This is a genomic window from Pseudomonas sp. DG56-2 (genome assembly GCF_004803755.1).
Taxonomy (GTDB): domain Bacteria; phylum Pseudomonadota; class Gammaproteobacteria; order Pseudomonadales; family Pseudomonadaceae; genus Aquipseudomonas; species Aquipseudomonas auratipiscis.
On record NZ_CP032311.1, the window covers coordinates 1,897,843 to 1,912,871 of the forward strand.

At 59.5% G+C, this 15,029-nt stretch carries 17 protein-coding genes; 9 read left to right on the forward strand and 8 right to left on the reverse strand.

Annotated elements, in window-relative coordinates; translation table 11 throughout:
• Window positions 1-61: 61 nt before the first annotated feature.
• Window positions 62-535, forward strand: coding sequence for a transcription elongation factor GreB (greB, locus tag D3Z90_RS08820; protein ID WP_136475374.1), 474 nt, complete (start codon window positions 62-64; stop codon window positions 533-535).
• Here greB and D3Z90_RS08825 read toward each other — a convergent pair whose 3' ends face one another.
• The gene (locus D3Z90_RS08825) at window positions 536-3,046 is read right to left on the reverse strand and encodes an ABC transporter permease (RefSeq protein ID WP_136475375.1); all 2,511 of its coding nucleotides are present in this window, start codon (window positions 3,044-3,046) and stop codon (window positions 536-538) included.
• On the reverse strand, window positions 3,046-3,729 hold the full coding sequence (locus tag D3Z90_RS08830; protein ID WP_136475376.1) for an ABC transporter ATP-binding protein: 684 nt from the start codon (window positions 3,727-3,729) through the stop codon (window positions 3,046-3,048). Before D3Z90_RS08830 ends, D3Z90_RS08825 begins: the two co-directional genes overlap by 1 nt.
• A gap of 10 nt (window positions 3,730-3,739) precedes the next feature.
• On the opposite strand from D3Z90_RS08830, the gene D3Z90_RS08835 reads away from it, so the two are divergent.
• The 3 genes from D3Z90_RS08835 (at window position 3,740) to D3Z90_RS08845 (ending at window position 5,776) form a co-directional block, all read left to right on the forward strand.
• Entirely contained in the window at window positions 3,740-4,345 is a 606-nt protein-coding gene (locus D3Z90_RS08835; RefSeq protein ID WP_136475377.1) for an arylesterase, read from the forward strand.
• 56 nt (window positions 4,346-4,401) lie between these two features.
• Window positions 4,402-4,683: a hypothetical protein gene (locus D3Z90_RS08840; RefSeq protein WP_136475378.1), complete on the forward strand. Its 282-nt coding sequence runs from the start codon at window positions 4,402-4,404 to the stop codon at window positions 4,681-4,683.
• A gap of 121 nt (window positions 4,684-4,804) precedes the next feature.
• The gene (locus D3Z90_RS08845) at window positions 4,805-5,776 is read left to right on the forward strand and encodes a L,D-transpeptidase family protein (RefSeq protein WP_136475379.1); all 972 of its coding nucleotides are present in this window, start codon (window positions 4,805-4,807) and stop codon (window positions 5,774-5,776) included.
• Window positions 5,777-5,906: 130 nt separating this feature from the next.
• Here the strand turns inward: D3Z90_RS08845 and oprI are convergent, their stop codons facing one another.
• Complete coding sequence (oprI, locus tag D3Z90_RS08850; RefSeq protein ID WP_003259780.1) at window positions 5,907-6,158, reverse strand: outer membrane lipoprotei OprI; 252 nt, start codon at window positions 6,156-6,158, stop codon at window positions 5,907-5,909.
• A gap of 507 nt (window positions 6,159-6,665) precedes the next feature.
• On the opposite strand from oprI, the gene D3Z90_RS08855 reads away from it, so the two are divergent.
• Window positions 6,666-6,947 (forward strand): GNAT family N-acetyltransferase, encoded by a 282-nt coding sequence (locus D3Z90_RS08855; RefSeq protein WP_136475380.1) that lies wholly within the window; start codon window positions 6,666-6,668, stop codon window positions 6,945-6,947.
• Between the two features lie 84 nt (window positions 6,948-7,031).
• Here D3Z90_RS08855 and D3Z90_RS08860 read toward each other — a convergent pair whose 3' ends face one another.
• Window positions 7,032-8,108, reverse strand: a complete 1,077-nt coding sequence (locus D3Z90_RS08860; protein WP_136475381.1) for a 3-deoxy-7-phosphoheptulonate synthase — start codon at window positions 8,106-8,108, stop codon at window positions 7,032-7,034.
• A gap of 169 nt (window positions 8,109-8,277) precedes the next feature.
• The gene (locus tag D3Z90_RS08865) at window positions 8,278-8,724 is read right to left on the reverse strand and encodes a PilZ domain-containing protein (protein WP_136475382.1); all 447 of its coding nucleotides are present in this window, start codon (window positions 8,722-8,724) and stop codon (window positions 8,278-8,280) included.
• A gap of 116 nt (window positions 8,725-8,840) precedes the next feature.
• On the opposite strand from D3Z90_RS08865, the gene D3Z90_RS08870 reads away from it, so the two are divergent.
• The 4 genes from D3Z90_RS08870 (at window position 8,841) to cysB (ending at window position 12,415) form a co-directional block, all read left to right on the forward strand.
• Window positions 8,841-9,797 carry a putative 2-dehydropantoate 2-reductase gene (locus tag D3Z90_RS08870; RefSeq protein ID WP_136475383.1) on the forward strand — a complete coding sequence of 319 codons (957 nt, stop codon included), beginning with the start codon at window positions 8,841-8,843 and terminating at the stop codon, window positions 9,795-9,797.
• A 19-nt stretch (window positions 9,798-9,816) separates the two neighbouring features.
• Entirely contained in the window at window positions 9,817-10,725 is a 909-nt protein-coding gene (locus D3Z90_RS08875; protein WP_136475384.1) for a 5'-nucleotidase, read from the forward strand.
• 93 nt (window positions 10,726-10,818) lie between these two features.
• On the forward strand, window positions 10,819-11,316 hold the full coding sequence (locus D3Z90_RS08880) for a universal stress protein (protein WP_136475385.1): 498 nt from the start codon (window positions 10,819-10,821) through the stop codon (window positions 11,314-11,316).
• Between the two features lie 124 nt (window positions 11,317-11,440).
• Entirely contained in the window at window positions 11,441-12,415 is a 975-nt protein-coding gene (cysB, locus tag D3Z90_RS08885) for an HTH-type transcriptional regulator CysB (protein ID WP_038609205.1), read from the forward strand.
• A gap of 60 nt (window positions 12,416-12,475) precedes the next feature.
• Here cysB and D3Z90_RS08890 read toward each other — a convergent pair whose 3' ends face one another.
• From D3Z90_RS08890 to D3Z90_RS08900, 3 genes are read right to left on the reverse strand one after another with little or no spacing between them, the layout of a single operon-like run.
• On the reverse strand, window positions 12,476-13,696 hold the full coding sequence (locus tag D3Z90_RS08890) for a hypothetical protein (protein WP_136475386.1): 1,221 nt from the start codon (window positions 13,694-13,696) through the stop codon (window positions 12,476-12,478).
• Window positions 13,693-14,565, reverse strand: a complete 873-nt coding sequence (locus D3Z90_RS08895) for an ABC transporter ATP-binding protein (protein WP_136475387.1) — start codon at window positions 14,563-14,565, stop codon at window positions 13,693-13,695. Before D3Z90_RS08895 ends, D3Z90_RS08890 begins: the two co-directional genes overlap by 4 nt.
• Window positions 14,558-14,959: a GntR family transcriptional regulator gene (locus tag D3Z90_RS08900; protein ID WP_256658337.1), complete on the reverse strand. Its 402-nt coding sequence runs from the start codon at window positions 14,957-14,959 to the stop codon at window positions 14,558-14,560. The genes D3Z90_RS08895 and D3Z90_RS08900 overlap by 8 nt, the downstream gene beginning before the upstream one ends.
• Window positions 14,960-15,029: the final 70 nt, after the last annotated feature.

The following is a 15,029-nucleotide window of genomic DNA, read 5'->3' on the forward strand; positions in this document are numbered from 1 at the left end:
ATCCGAACTTCGCCGCAGCATCGGTGCGGGGTCGATCCTTCACCTACAAGCGAGAGAATCGTTGAGCACCCAAATCATCACAAAGGAAGGTCATGAAGCCCTGAAGCAGGAGCTGGACCATCTATGGCGGGTCAAGCGCCCGGATATCACCCAGAAAGTGACCTGGGCGGCATCGCTGGGCGACCGTAGTGAAAACGCCGATTACCAGTACAACAAAAAACTGTTGCGAGAAATCGACCGGCGTGTGCGCTACCTGCGCAAGCGCCTGGAAGACATGCGAGTGGTGGAGTATTCGCCAGAGCAGGAGGGGCGGGTGTTTTTTGGCGCCTGGGTCGAGATCGAGAACGAAGAAGGCCAGACCAAGCGTTTTCGAATCGTCGGCTATGACGAGATTTACGGGCGCATGGACTACATCTCGATTGACTCGCCCATGGCCCGGGCATTGTTGAAGAAAGAGGTCGGCGACGAAGTCGTGGTCCAGACCCCTTCCGGAGAAATGTGTTGGTGGATCAACGCCATCGATTACGAGAAGTGATCACCCTTCGCGCAACACGGCCAACGGACTGGCATTGAGCGCGCGACGAGTGCCGTATACCCCGGCGCCGCCAATCAGCAGCGCACCGATCACTGGCAACAGCAGTAGCCATGGATGCGGGCTCCAGCTCAGGTCGAAGGCGTAGCGATATAGCAGCAGGGTAATCAATTCGCAGCCGATCGCCGCCAACAATCCGCTGGCTGCGCCCAGTAGACCGAACTCGATACGCCGCGCCTTGATCAACAGGCTGCGCCCAGCACCGAGGGCGCGCAGCAGTGCACCTTGGCGAATGCGCTCGTCCAGCGTGGCTTGCAGTCCGGCAAACAACACGGCCAGCCCTGCGGCAAGCACGAACAACAGCACATACTCAACCGCCAGCGTGACCTGGGCGAGAATGCTGCGTAATTGTTCGAGCAATGCATCAACCTGCAGGATTGTGACTGCCGGGAACGCCCGCGACAGGGCTACCACCTGCTGATCATGACCCGGCGCGAGGAAGAAACTGGTCAGGTAGGTAGTGGGCAGGTCTTGCAGGGTGCCGGGTTGGAAGATCATGTAGAAGTTGGGCTGGAAGCTGTCCCAGTTGACCGTGCGCAAGCTGCTGACCACTGCCTGGCGTTGCTGGCCGCCAATACTGAACGTGAGCTGGTCGCCCATTTTCAGCTTCAGGCTCTGGGCCAGTTCGGCTTCCACCGACACCCCAGGAAGGTCACTGTCGATAGCGGGGCTGGCCTGCCACCACTGGCCTTCGCTCAGGGCGTTGCCCTGTGGCAGCTCGGCTGCCCAGGTCAGGCTCAGGTCGCGTTGCACTGCGCGGTCACCGGTGGATTCCTTGCTGACGATTTGCTGCACGGCCTGGCCGTTGATTTCGGTCAGGCGCCCCGGAATTACGGGAAAGAGAGGGGCAGCCTGGGTAGTGAACTCATGCAAGCGCTGAGCGAAAGTATTCTTGTCGTCGGGCAGGATATTCAGTGCGAAATAATTCGGCGCGTCCTTGGGAAGCTGGTTTTGCCAGGTGTCGAGCAATTCGGCGCGCAGCAGTGCGATCAGCGCCATGGCCAGCAGGATCAGGCCGAAGGCCAGGGATTGTCCGGCGGCTGCCAGTGGGTGGCGCAACAGTTGACCCAGGCCCAGGCGCCAGGCCAAGGGCGCGCCGGCAAGCAGGCGTCGAAGGCTGCGCAGCCCAAGCAATAACAAGCCACCCAGTAGCACTGCGGCGACCAGGCCACCACCGAGCAAGGCGAAGGTCAGCAAAAGGTCCAGGCTCAAGCGCCACATAATCAGGGCCAGTGCCAACAGCGCTGCACCGTAAACCAGCCAACTGCTCGGCGGAACCGGTAGCAGATCGCGGCGCAGCACCCGCAGCGGCGGTACCCGGCCCAGTGCAGCCAGAGGCGGTAAGGCAAAGCCTGCCAAGGCGACCAGTCCAGTGGCGACTCCGGCCAATGCCGGCGCCAGGCCTCCGGGCGGAATTTGTGCGGGCATCAAGCCTTGCAGTAGCTTGAATAGACCCAGTTGGGCCAGCCAGCCAAGCACAGCGCCCCCCAGGGCCGCGAGGCTTCCGAGTATTGCCAATTGCAGACAGAACAGGCTCAGGGCCTGGCGTCGTGACAGCCCCAGGCAGCGCAGTAGGGCACTGGCATCAAATCGACGAGCGGCAAAGCGACTGGCCGACAAGGCCACCGCTACCCCGGCCAGCAGCACCGCGACCAGACTGGCCATGTTCAGATAGCGCTCGGCCTTGCCCAGCGCGCCGCCGATCTGCCGGTTGCCGTCGCGAGCGTCTTGCAGTCGCTGGTTGGGTGCCAGGGTTTTGCTGACACTGTTCCGGTAACTGGCCAAGGCCTCGGACTCGCCGCGCCAGAGTTCACGGTAAGTGACACGACTGCCTGGTTGCACCACGCCCGTGGCATCGAGGTCGGCAAGGTTGATCAACACGCGCGGCGTCAGGCTGTAGAAGTTGCCAGCACGGTCAGGTTCAAAAGTCAGCACCCGGCTCATGCGCAGGGTTTTCATGCCAACATCGATAGTGTCGCCGATGTTCAGGTTCAGCGCGGCCAGCAGACGCGGCTCCACCCAGGCTTCACCAGGGGCGGGACCGCCGCCGCTGATTTCGCTGGCATAGGGCTCGGCGGCGCTGCGTAACTCGCCGCGCAGGGGGTAGGCGTTGTCGGCGGCCTTGACGCTGGATAACTGGATGCCGTTGTCGGTGGCAATCACGCTGGAAAATTCGACAACCTGAGCATGCGACAGGCCTACGGATTTGCCGCTGGTTATCTGTTCGGCCTGGGCTGGCGAGCTACCTTGCAGTACCAGGTCGGCGCCAAGAAACTCGGTGGCGCGTAGCAGCATGGCGCCGTTGAGGCGCGCACCGAAGTAGCCGATGGCTGTACTGGCGGCGACTGCTACCAGCAGAGCGAAAAACAATACCCGCAGTTCACCTGCACGGGCGTCGCGCAGGAGCTGACGCAAGGCCAGGGCAAATAAACGGAACAACGGCAGGCGGGCCATCAGGGCTCCAACGGCGCGACCAGATGGCCGGCGTCCAGGCGGATCAGGCGACGGCAGCGCTGGGCCAGCCGCTCGTCATGGGTGACCAGTACCAAGGTGGTACCACGCTCCTTGTTCAGCTCGAACAGCAGGTCACTGATTCGTTCGCCGGTGTGGCTGTCGAGGTTACCGGTGGGTTCATCGGCGAACAGGACTGCAGGTTCGGCGGCAAAGGCCCGGGCAATGGCAACGCGTTGCTGCTCGCCACCGGACAGCTGGCGCGGCGAATGGCTCAGGCGCTGGCCCAGGCCGACCCGTTCGAGCAGGCTGCGAGCATGCTCACGTGCATCGCGGCGACCGTCGAGTTCCAGGGGTAGCATGACGTTTTCCAAGGCATTGAGGCTGTCGAGCAGTTGGAACGACTGGAACACAAACCCTACATGTTCGGCCCGTACCCGGGCCCGTTGGTCTTCGTCCAGTTGGCCGAGGTCTTGCCCTGCGAGGGTGACGGAACCGGCACTGGGCAAGTCCAGGCCAGCCAGCAGGCCCAGTAGTGTCGATTTTCCCGAACCCGAGGCTCCGACGATGGCGAGGCTGTCGCCTTGTTTCAATTCCAGTGAAAGTTCGTGCAGGATGGTCAGGTCGCCTTCCGCGCTGGGAACCACTTTGCTAAGGTTCCGCGCAGTGAGAATGCTGGGGCCCATGGAGAATCCGATGCGAGTGTGGTTATTGAGTGCTGGCCTGGCCTTGATGTGCATGGCGCAGGGCGCAGCAGCGGGTACCGTGCTGATTGTTGGCGATAGTATCAGTGCCGCTTTCGGCCTGGATACCCGCCAAGGTTGGGTTGCTTTGCTGGAACAACGCCTGAAATCCGAGGGTTTTGATGCAAAAGTGATCAACGCTTCGATCAGCGGGGATACCAGCGCAGGCGGCCAGGCGCGGCTGCCGGCGCTGCTTGCAGAGCACAAGCCGACGCTGGTGGTATTGGAGCTGGGGGGCAACGATGGCTTGCGTGGACAGTTGCCTAAACAATTGCAACAAAATCTTGCCTCGATGATCGACAGCGCTCGCCAATCAGGTGCCAAGGTACTCTTGTTGGGTATGCGTTTGCCGCCTAATTACGGCAAACGCTACACCGAGGCCTTTGCGCAGGTCTTCACCGACTTGCAGAGTGAAAAAAAGGTGCCCCTGGTGCCATTTTTCCTCGAAGGCGTGGGCGGAGTGCCCGAACTGATGCAGGCGGATGGCATTCATCCAGGGCAGAGTGCCCAGGCCCGTTTGTTGGAAAATGCCTGGCCGCAGCTAAAACCGCTGCTTTGACGCTTTTATACTGACCGGCTTTCGGCTAATGTGGCGCCCCCGATTTGGAGCCCCCGATGCCGCGTCCCGCCTGGTCCCTGTTTGCCTATCAATTGATCGAGCCTGACGAACAGCTTGACCTGTTCGCCTGCCAGGAGATCCGCGTCCACCTGGTGGCCCGTCAGCTCGAGCTGGGAGGTTCGGCCGACCGCACCCTGTGCGGCACCTTGCTGCCGGCGCAGCCGCGCTGGTCTGCGGTCGAGCGGGCGATCTACCGCGATCAGCGCCTGTGCTCGTTGTGTCGGGCGATTCTCGATGCCCAGCGTCGTGGAACCCGGCCGATCTGGCCGCAGCTGTAATAGCTCGAAACAGCCTTTCATCCCCTGCATCGCCTTCTGCGTCCCGGATGACTCCCGATTGTGCCGGGGGCGGTGTACAATCGCCCTCTTGACCTCAATGAATTTGCGAAGGATTTCCCGGATGTTGCCGCGCTTTCCCGCCGTCACCCGTTGCCTGTCCCTGGCCGCCCTGCTGGCGGCAGGTCCCGTTGCTGCGCTGGAGTTTCCCTTGCCTCCTCCAGGCGAGGACGTCATTGGCCAGGTTCAGGTGATAAAAGCCAAGTACGAAGACACCTTCGCCGATATCGGCACTGCCAACGACCTGGGCTACCTGGAAATGATCGCCGCCAACCCCGGTGTCGATCCTTGGCTGCCAGGCGCTGGCACCGAGATTATCCTGCCAACCCGCTTCATCCTGCCGCCGGGCCCGCGCGAAGGAATCGTCATCAACCTGGCCGAATACCGTATGTACTACTACCCCAAAGGGCAGAACGTGGTGCATACCTATCCGTTGGGTATTGGTCGTGAGGGCTGGGGTTCGCCGATTGCCAACACCAAGGTCACGGCCAAAACGCCGAACCCGACCTGGACACCACCGGCGTCTATCCGCAAGGAGCACGCCGAAGACGGTGACATCCTGCCTACGGTAGTACCGGCAGGCCCGGATAACCCGCTAGGTCCGTTCAAGTTTACGTTGGGCGTGCCGGGTTACCTGATCCATGGTTCGAACAAGAAGTTCGGTATTGGCATGCGCACCAGCCATGGTTGCTTCCGCATGTTCAACAACAACGTGCTGGAGTTGGCCAAGATGGCACCGGTTGGTGTTGCGGTGCGCATCATCAACGAGCCATACAAGTTCGGCGTCAGCGCTGGCAAGGTCTATCTGGAGGCGCACACACCGCTGGATGACAAGGGCGACCCATCGGTAGTCGACAAGCACACGGCGGTCATCAACGCATTGCTCAAGCGTGAAGACCTGGCTAACAATTTGCGCATGAACTGGGACATGGTGCGCGACGTGGTTGCTGCTGAAGACGGCATGCCGGTAGAAATTGCCGTGCCCGCTACAGGTCAGCAGCCTATGGTTACAAGCGTCCCGCTGGACATGCAATAACCTGCAAGAGTTTGCACCCGAGGCCTGCCATTGTGCAGGCCTCGTCGTTTCTATCGGCTTACTTTCTTGTCGGCAATAAAAAAGCCGACCCACAAGTGGGTCGGCTCCAAATAAAAATCCCGAGGGATAATTACTTACGGCTGGCTTTGTCCAGCATACGCAGAGCGCGCTCGTTAGCTTCGTCAGCGGTCTGTTGTGCTTTTTGAGCAGCAGCCAGAGCGTCGTCAGCTTTGCGGTAGGCTTCGTCAGCGCGAGCTTGTGCACGAGCAGCTGCGTCTTCGGTAGCGGTCAGACGAGCTTCGGTTTCTTTGGATACGCTGCTGCAACCGGTAGCCAGAACTGCGGCCAGAGCCAGAGCAGAAAATTTCAGAACGTTGTTCATCGTGTTCCCCTTCAAGGACTTTCTATTAAATAGCCATCTCTCAGAAAAGAGAAACTAGCCGGTGTACATAGTACCCATTACTTGTAGTAAGTAAACTGACAGAGCGCAAGAACTGCAAAAAAATACGCCTGTCCTGGGGCCTACCCAGTTTTTGAAAAAAAACCGTGAAGGCGCCGCCGTAGCGGCTGTATTCAAGTGTAGCAAGTGTGTTTTTTTGTTGAACTAGCGGTGACTTTAAGTGTCATCAAACGTCTTAGCATTACAACATCCGGCAACTGTTCAGGCCGCTGCCCGCTGCCTGGTCCACTGGCTAGAAGTACATGAAATTTATGACCAGATGCCTTGAGCATACGGGCCTTGGGCGCCTACTATTTGTACGTGCTCTTTTACCAGAGAACGACCAGGCTGTTCTTGCTGTCCAAACGGGCACGGGGTGGCGTAGAGGTTCCTTCGCCGGACAAACATCGGTAAGGTAGGGTCAGATTACAAGACCCGCGAGGAGTAATGATGAGCGAGGCGTTGTCCATCCACCATGACCAGGCTGGTCATCAGTTCGAGACCAATGTGGACGGTCATCGTGCTTACCTGACCTACATGGACTTGGGTAAGCAAACCCTGGATATTTACCGCACCTTTGTTCCCAATGCGTTGCGGGGCAGGGGTATTGCTGCTGCGCTGACCGAAAAGGCGCTGCAGTATGCCGAAGACATGGGTTACACCGTGATTCCGTCATGCTCGTATGTTGAGCGCTACATGGAGCGTCAGCAGCGCCACTCCACCAAGGCCTGAGAATCGCGAAGGGCAGCCGCAGCTGTCATTTAACGCACACACACAAAAACGCCGGGCAATGCCCGGCGTTTTTGTGTGTGTCTGTCAGGCGCGGTCGCGCTTGGGCAGGACGTCCTTGAGCTTGGCATGCATGCTGCGTAGGGTTTTCTCGGTGGCATCCCAGTCGATGCAGGCGTCGGTGATCGATACACCGTACTGCAGGTCGTTGAGGTCCTTCGGAATTGCCTGGCAGCCCCAGTTCAGATGACTCTCGACCATCAGGCCGATAATCGACTGGTTGCCTTCGAGGATCTGGTTGGCAACGTTCTCCATCACCAGCGGTTGCAGTGCCGGGTCCTTGTTGGAATTGGCGTGGCTGCAGTCGACCATGATGTTGGGTTTGATCTTGGCTTTGGCCAGTGCTTGTTCGCACAGAGCGACGCTGACCGAATCGTAGTTCGGCTTGCCATTGCCACCGCGCAATACCACGTGACCATAGGCGTTGCCCTTGGTGGTAACAATGGATACGCCACCTTCCTGGTTGATACCCAGGAAACGATGTGGGCTGGAGACCGACTGCAGGGCGTTGATCGCGACGGTAAGGCCGCCATCGGTGCCATTCTTGAAGCCTACGGCCGAAGACAGGCCCGAAGCCATTTCGCGGTGAGTCTGGGATTCGGTGGTGCGTGCGCCGATCGCCGACCAACTGATCAAGTCTTGCAGATATTGCGGGGAGATCGGGTCAAGGGCCTCGGTAGCAGTGGGCAGGCCCATCTCTGCCAGGTCCAGCAACAGTTGGCGACCAATGTGCAGGCCATCCTGGATCTTGAACGAGTCGTCCAGGTAAGGATCGTTGATCAAGCCTTTCCAGCCGACCGTTGTGCGTGGTTTTTCGAAGTACACACGCATGACCAGGTACAAGGTGTCGGACACCTCAGCAGCGAGAACCTTGAGGCGCTCGGCGTACTCATGCGCCGCCTTGATGTCGTGGATCGAGCAAGGGCCGATAACCACGAACAGGCGGTGATCCTTGCCATCGAGGATATTGCGCACCACTTCGCGGCCCGCAGTTACGGTCTTGAGCGCCGCAGCGCTCAGGGGAATTTCCTTCTTGAGCTGATCTGGGGTGATCAAGGTCTCGTTGGAGGCAACGTTTAGGTCATCGATCGGTAAATCAGCCATCGTGTTACTCGTCAGGTCACGGGTGCCGGCCGCCAGCGATCCCCGTGCGGCGGAGCAGCAAGATTGTACGCAGCGGGGAGCAGAACCTTAGCGCGTTACACGGTGGCTCGACAATGGGCAGAGCCTGCTTTCCTGCGTGTAAAAGCCCGTAGGGGCGGGGTTTTTCGCGTTAAACAAGAATCTGCCGGGTGTAGGTGGCTTCCAGATTGGCTTCGGAGAACTCGCCAGCGTGCAGGCTGACCCATTGTTGAGCGAGTGCTTCGAGGTCGGGCGGGGTGGTTTGTTCGCGGGTGTGCTGTTGGTAAAGGTGCTGTATCTGGCAAACCTGTTCGCTCATTCTGGCGCCGAACAAGGCTTGTTCATCGATGAAGGCAATGCCGACTCGGTAACCGTCCTGCTGCTTCTGGCACCAGGCCACGTAGCCGGGAAAGCGTGCCGAGTCACCCAGGGAGGGAATGATCATTTCGATAGCCATGCCGCGTCGGTAGGCGCGAGGATGATTGCAGGCGATACCGCCCAGGCTGATAGTGTGCAAGCGCTGGCGGAACAGGCTGGGCGAGGGCCGCAGGGACAGTTCGACCGGTACATCGTCCGGGTGGGGTAGGAATCCGCGCATGATCGACTCCATGTCGATTTTTTGACCTTGTTCGCCTGAGTATAGTGAAGGATCGTAAAGCGCTTGATTTGTGTGTAAAAAAATTGAACAGAATATGAACGGTTGAAGGAGGCAGGATGAACACCAGCAGTCCGCGTATTGGCATCCTCGGTACCGGTGCCATTGGCGGTTTCTACGGCGTGATGTTGGCCCGGGCCGGGTTCGATGTGCATTTTCTCCTGCGTAGCGAATTCGCAGCGGTCAGCGCTCACGGCATGCGCGTTGAAAGCGCGGTACACGGGGTAATACAGATGCCGCTGCAGGCCTACGCCGACGCCGCGGATATGCCTGCGTGCGACTGGTTGCTGGTGGGCGCCAAGGCCACCAGCAACGCCGAGCTTGCGCCACTGATCGCCAAGGCCGCAGCCAGCGATTGCAAGGTCGTGCTGCTGCAGAACGGTCTGGCAGTAGAAGAGTCCCTGCGTCCGCTATTGCCTGGCGACCTGCACCTGCTTGGTGGCCTGTGCTTTGTTTGCGCCAATCGAGAGGCGCCGGGGGTCGTTCGTCACCAGGCTTTCGGCGCTGTGCACTTGGGCTATCACAGTGGCCCACAGGTCAATGCTGCTGAACGTCAGGGTGTTGTCGAGGCGTGTGCCGAGCTGTTCCGTGCAGCGGGTATCGAGGCTCAGGCGATGGCGAATCTGGCCCAGGCGCGTTGGCAGAAGCTGGTGTGGAATGTGCCTTACAACGGCTTGTCCGTGTTGCTCAGGGCCAGTACCTCGGCACTGATGGCCGACGAGCAGGGCCGGGAATTGATTCGTGCGTTGATGGCGGAGGTCGTGCAGGGGGCGCATAGCTGTGGTCACGCGTTGCCCGAAGGCTATGCTGAGCATCTGTTCGCAATGACTGAACAGATGCCTGATTACTGGCCCAGTATGTACCACGATTTTTCCCATCAGCGGCCCCTGGAACTTGCGGCTATCTACGCCGAGCCGTTGAGGCAGGCACGCGCAGCCGGCTGCAGCCTGCCGCGTATAGAGAGCCTGTATCAGGCATTGGCTTTCATCGATCGACATAATCTGCCGGCGCACTAGCGCGTTCAGAGGACAGCACATGGGCAAGAGTCTTGGCGACAAACTGGTGGTGGCGATCTCCTCGCGGGCGCTGTTCGACCTCAGTGAGAGCCACCGTTTGTACCTGGCGCAAGGAGTGGAGGCTTACCGCCAGTATCAGATCGAGCACGAAGACGAAGTGCTGGAACCCGGTGATGCTTTTCCGTTGGTGCAGAAGTTGTTGGGGCTCAATGCTCATCTTGGCCAGCCTCGCGTCGAAGTCGTTCTGGTGTCGCGCAACAGTGCCGACACGGGCCTGCGCGTTTTCAACTCAATTGAACACCACGGTCTGGGTATCTACCGTGCAGCCTTTGTTGGAGGGCGCAGTCCCTATCCGTATCTGGCGGCTTTTGGTTGCCACCTGTTTCTTTCCACCGATGCCGATGATGTTCGCAGCGCCCTCGACGCCGGGTTCGCTGCAGCGACCATCCTGTCAGGAGGTGCGCGTCGAGCCGCCAGCGATGAGTTGCGCATCGCCTTCGACGGAGATGCCGTGCTGTTCTCCGACGAATCCGAGCGTGTCTATCAGTTGGGTGGGTTGGAGGCCTTTCAGGCCAGCGAGCGGCAATCGGCCCGCGAGCCGCTGCGCGGTGGTCCATTCAAGCCATTTCTCGCCGCACTCAACCTGCTGCAGAAGGAGTTCCCAGAAGGCGCATGCCCGATTCGTACCGCCTTGGTCACGGCACGCTCGGCACCGGCCCACGAGCGGGTGATTCGGACATTGCGCGAGTGGGATATCCGCCTGGACGAGTCGCTGTTTTTGGGTGGCCTGGACAAGTCGGCGTTCCTTGAAGCCTTCGCCGCCGATGTGTTCTTCGATGATCAGGCCGGTCACTGCGAGCGGGCGCGCAGTGTGGTGGCAACAGGTCATGTGCCTCATGGCATCAGCAACGAACCGAGCTTGGGCTAGGCCGTTTGGGCCGAGCGCCGGACGGAGCAGCGCGTGGGCGGCGCGCTGCTAAGCTGAAGCTTGCTCTGCCCCCGCGGCAGTCGAGGAGGTCGAATGATCCGTTCCATGCTGTATGCCACTGACCTCGGTGTATACGCGCCTTTTGTCATGCAACACGCGCTGGCGTTGGCGCGTACATTCAATGCAGAGCTCTATGTCATCCATGCTGTCGAACCGATGGGGCAGTTTGCTGAATCGCTGCTACAAAGCTACCTGGACGAGCGCACCCTGGATCAGTTGCACAGCCAAGGGGTGAACACGGTCATGGCCAATATCGAGCAGCAGGTACTGGAAAATTTTCGCGATGAATTGGGCGAAGAAGCAGATCTGGCCTTGATCAAGGCAGTGCGTGTGCGTCAGGGCGATCCTGCTCAAGTGATTCTGGAGCAAGCTCAGCGTTTGAACGTTGATTTACTGATCTTTGGCAGTCATAGCCAGGGGGCGGGGGTCGATATTCCCTTGGGGCGCACCGCTGTGCGCTTGCTGCAGTTGTCGCCGGTACCGGTGTACATGGTGCCCTTGGCCCAGCACTTGGGGCGTCGGAAGGCATAACGCAGCCTTGTCGGTGGATTCCTACTAGACTGTTAAAATAGTTCTAGATTTATTCTTCAAACCACTAATATAGTTATAAATCGTCGCTGCTGCCGGTGACGCCCAGCTGATTTGAGGGATACATATGAAGCTTCAACAATTGCGCTACATCTGGGAAGTGGCGCACCACGACCTCAACGTCTCCGCGACAGCGCAGAGCCTGTATACGTCCCAGCCGGGCATCAGCAAGCAGATCCGCCTGCTCGAGGACGAATTGGGCGTTGAAGTGTTCGCGCGCAGCGGCAAGCACCTGACCCGGGTGACGCCGGCAGGTGAGCGGATTATCACCACCGCAGGTGAAATCCTGCGCAAAGTCGAGAGCATCAAGCAGATTGCCCAGGAATTCTCCAACGAGAAAAAGGGCACGCTGTCGATCGCAACCACCCACACGCAGGCGCGTTATGCACTGCCGCCCGTGATCAGCAGTTTCATCAAGCAATACCCGGAAGTGGCCCTGCACATGCATCAGGGCTCACCGATGCAGATTGCCGAGATGGCTGCCGACGGCACCGTGGATTTCGCCATTGCCACCGAAGCGCTGGAACTGTTCGGTGACCTGGTGATGATGCCGTGCTATCGCTGGAATCGTTGTGTGGTGGTGCCGCAGGGACACCCGCTGACCAAGCTGCCAAAGCTGACCTTGGAAGCCCTGGCCGAATACCCGATCGTTACCTATGTGTTTGGTTTCACCGGTCGTTCCAAGCTCGATGAGGCCTTCAGCCATCGCGGCCTGACGCCAAAAGTGGTGTTCACCGCTGCTGACGCCGACGTCATCAAAACTTACGTACGCCTGGGCCTGGGCGTGGGTATCGTGGCCAAGATGGCAGTCGATACCAAGCTCGATAACGATTTGGTCGTGCTCGATGCCAGCGAGTTGTTCGAATCCAGCGTGACCAAGATCGGTTTCCGTCGCGGCACCTTCCTGCGTGGATTCATGTGCGACTTCATCGAGAAGTTTGCTCCGCACCTGACACGTGAAGTCATGGCCAAGGCAATTCAGTGCCACAACAAACAAGAGCTCGAAGAGCTGTTTGCCGATGTCGAATTACCCGTGCACTGACGCCTGCCCAGGCATGAAAAAACCGGCCTTCGTGCCGGTTTTTTCATGCCTGGGCAGGGCTCAGGAAATATTCACCCAGATTGTGCCAACGTAAACGGCAACCATCGCGGCTATCGTTCCCAGGGTCAGTTGACGACGGCTGAGCGCGCCGCGCCAGGCCAGCCTGGCCAGGCCCAGCGTCACCACGAACATCAAACAACTGAAGGTAATTGCAGGCAATGGCTGGTGGAGCCCCGGGTCGTTGTTCGATGCCGCCATGGCCATGAGCACAAGTGTCAGCAGCGTCAATTGTTCCAGCAGCCGATCGCGCAGTTGGCGCATCACGCTTGCCTGCAGGTGCTCACGGGGCGGTAGGCCGGGTGTCAACAGCAAATCGGCCAGCGGCGCGCTATGTTGGCCATGCAGGCCGGTCAGATTGCGAAGGGTGCGAAGCGGAACCCAGATCAAAATGACGGCGACCCACATCGACAGGTAAACCCCGCTGAAATTGGCCTGAAATGCATACAAAGACGCTAACGCGCAGGCAAAAGCCAAGTAGGTCCAGTACTGTCGGCGTTTTCCGTAGGTCTGCCTGATGGTCTGAAGGCCAAGAATTACCGCGACTCGATCCTGGCTCAAGCGGTTGGGTGTTGTCGTCGAACGGCTCGACATGCCGGCCACTGGCGCAAAGCGCTCCCGTGCCGAACCGGACAGGCTCAGAAGATGTTCGTCCAGCGCCACGCCCAGAGGGCTGAGAAAGCGTGTTCGAGGTCGTACAATCTGCCAGTGCCAAAGTGCCGCGCTCAATGCCAGTAACAAAAGCCCAAGCAGGGTACACAGCACGGGATCAGCCACTACTGGCCAGTAAAGGCCGAGCAGCGCCATCGGGATGATGTTCAGCGCCCACGGCATGCTGATGAACCACAGGCCATAGCACGAGCCTAGCCAGAGAGCGGCAGCGAGTTGCAGCGTATTGTGGTTAGTAGGGGGCCATAGCAGCAGGAAGGCCAGCGTCGGCCCAATACTCAGTGCCATGTGTAGAGCGACACCGCGCAGCAACGTGAGGTGAACGCCCGGCACTTGCAGCGCGATCATGTTGACGGTCAGGTTGCAGAGTCGCGGGCCCAGCAGCAGCCACCACAGCGCGGCAGTCATCGCCACGGTAAAGGGCCAGGCCAGGGATTCGCTACTGGCTGAATGCGAAATAACCATGCCGACTGCCAGTATTGCCACGTAGCTCAACAAGCTTAGGGTCATTATTCTGGGGCCGAAAAATACAGGTTTGAGCGCTTCGGACTTCATGCCGTCAGCTCCACAAACAAGTCTTCCAGGCTGAGACTGTGAACGCTGGCCTGTTTGGGCAGGGCTGACAGGGCATCGCTGTCGCTCAGGTTCAGCACCAGACTCCAGCCACCCTCAGCGAGTGCGCGCCGGACTGACTCTCCCGGCAGCGGCTGTGCGGGCAGGGGTACATCTTGTGGCCAGCGCACCCGGCGCAGCTGATCCTTGAGCTGATCGACTTCAGCATAAAGGCGCAGCCTGCCCTGATGCATGAGGGCGACGTGAGAGGCGACTCGCTCCAGATCGGAAATGATATGCGTCGAAAACACCACAGTGCTGCCATGTTCACCTGCCAACTCGACAATTTCTCGCAATAGCTCGCGGCGAGCCAGTGGGTCCAGGGCAGCCGCTGGCTCATCCAGCACCAATAACCGTGGGCGGGGCGCCAAGGCGCGGATGATTGCCACTTGCTGGCGTTGCCCAGGCGATAGTTCCTGCAACAGACGCTTGCTGTCGAGGTTCCAACGCTGCAGCAGGCGTTCGGCCAACGGATTGTCCCAAGTTGGGTACAGGGTGGCAAAAAACGCCAGAGCATCGCCAACCTTCATCCATTGCAGGCTATCGGTGAGTTGTGGCACGTAGCCCAAGGCGGCCTTGTCATGATCGTCGATTTGCGTGGCGGGTTTTCCAAACAGTCGTGCCTGACCGCTGTTTGCCTGGCGCAGGCCCAGCAGGCACTCGATCAGGGTGCTTTTGCCCGCCCCATTGCGCCCCAGCAAGCCAAGAACGGTACCAGGCGCGATGCTTAGCGAGACGCCGTCCAGTGCCATGTGATCCTTGTAGCGTTTGCTCAGGGCATGGGCTTCAACCACGAGGGGCAGGTTATTCATTACGGTCCTTCGAAAGCGTTGCTTCATTCATGAGAGGTGTGAGTGCCTCGACCAGTTGATCGAGGCTCAAGTCCAGTTGGCGTGCCTGGCGGGCCAGTTCCTGCAGCGCAGGTAGCAATGCTTGCAGGCGGGTGGCGGTCGGGGTAGCGGTCTGAAGGTCTGCAGCAACCTGCATGCCCTTGCCGCGATGGCGCTCCAGCAAGCCTTGGGCTTCGAGCAAGGCATAGGCCTTGGAGACGGTCATCGGATTGATTGCGTGGGCGGCGGCCACCTCGCGCACCGAGGGCAGGCGGGTACCCGGCGGGCAGGCTCCGGCACTGATCAGACGAGTGATCTGGCCGACGATCTGGCGGTAGATCGGGTCGGGGGAGCTGGGTTCGATGTGCAGCGTCATGGCGTCCATGTGTATTAGTGTAGCAATACACTATGATGCCGACACAAGCACTTTTTCGCGGGCATGAAAA

Bases quoted from the DNA above. Each gene is read 5' to 3' on its own strand.
- D3Z90_RS08825 (WP_136475375.1), bottom strand. From the start codon at position 3,046: ATGGCCCGCCTGCCGTTGTTCCGTTTATTTGCCCTGGCCTTGCGTCAG.
- D3Z90_RS08830 (WP_136475376.1), bottom strand. From the start codon at position 3,729: ATGGGCCCCAGCATTCTCACTGCGCGGAACCTTAGCAAAGTGGTTCCC.
- D3Z90_RS08835 (WP_136475377.1), top strand. From the start codon at position 3,740: ATGCGAGTGTGGTTATTGAGTGCTGGCCTGGCCTTGATGTGCATGGCG.
- D3Z90_RS08840 (WP_136475378.1), top strand. From the start codon at position 4,402: ATGCCGCGTCCCGCCTGGTCCCTGTTTGCCTATCAATTGATCGAGCCT.
- D3Z90_RS08845 (WP_136475379.1), top strand. From the start codon at position 4,805: ATGTTGCCGCGCTTTCCCGCCGTCACCCGTTGCCTGTCCCTGGCCGCC.
- oprI (WP_003259780.1), bottom strand. From the start codon at position 6,158: ATGAACAACGTTCTGAAATTTTCTGCTCTGGCTCTGGCCGCAGTTCTG.
- D3Z90_RS08855 (WP_136475380.1), top strand. From the start codon at position 6,666: ATGAGCGAGGCGTTGTCCATCCACCATGACCAGGCTGGTCATCAGTTC.
- D3Z90_RS08860 (WP_136475381.1), bottom strand. From the start codon at position 8,108: ATGGCTGATTTACCGATCGATGACCTAAACGTTGCCTCCAACGAGACC.
- D3Z90_RS08865 (WP_136475382.1), bottom strand. From the start codon at position 8,724: ATGCGCGGATTCCTACCCCACCCGGACGATGTACCGGTCGAACTGTCC.
- D3Z90_RS08870 (WP_136475383.1), top strand. From the start codon at position 8,841: ATGAACACCAGCAGTCCGCGTATTGGCATCCTCGGTACCGGTGCCATT.
- D3Z90_RS08875 (WP_136475384.1), top strand. From the start codon at position 9,817: ATGGGCAAGAGTCTTGGCGACAAACTGGTGGTGGCGATCTCCTCGCGG.
- D3Z90_RS08880 (WP_136475385.1), top strand. From the start codon at position 10,819: ATGATCCGTTCCATGCTGTATGCCACTGACCTCGGTGTATACGCGCCT.
- cysB (WP_038609205.1), top strand. From the start codon at position 11,441: ATGAAGCTTCAACAATTGCGCTACATCTGGGAAGTGGCGCACCACGAC.
- D3Z90_RS08890 (WP_136475386.1), bottom strand. From the start codon at position 13,696: ATGAAGTCCGAAGCGCTCAAACCTGTATTTTTCGGCCCCAGAATAATG.
- D3Z90_RS08895 (WP_136475387.1), bottom strand. From the start codon at position 14,565: ATGAATAACCTGCCCCTCGTGGTTGAAGCCCATGCCCTGAGCAAACGC.
- D3Z90_RS08900 (WP_256658337.1), bottom strand. From the start codon at position 14,959: ATGACGCTGCACATCGAACCCAGCTCCCCCGACCCGATCTACCGCCAG.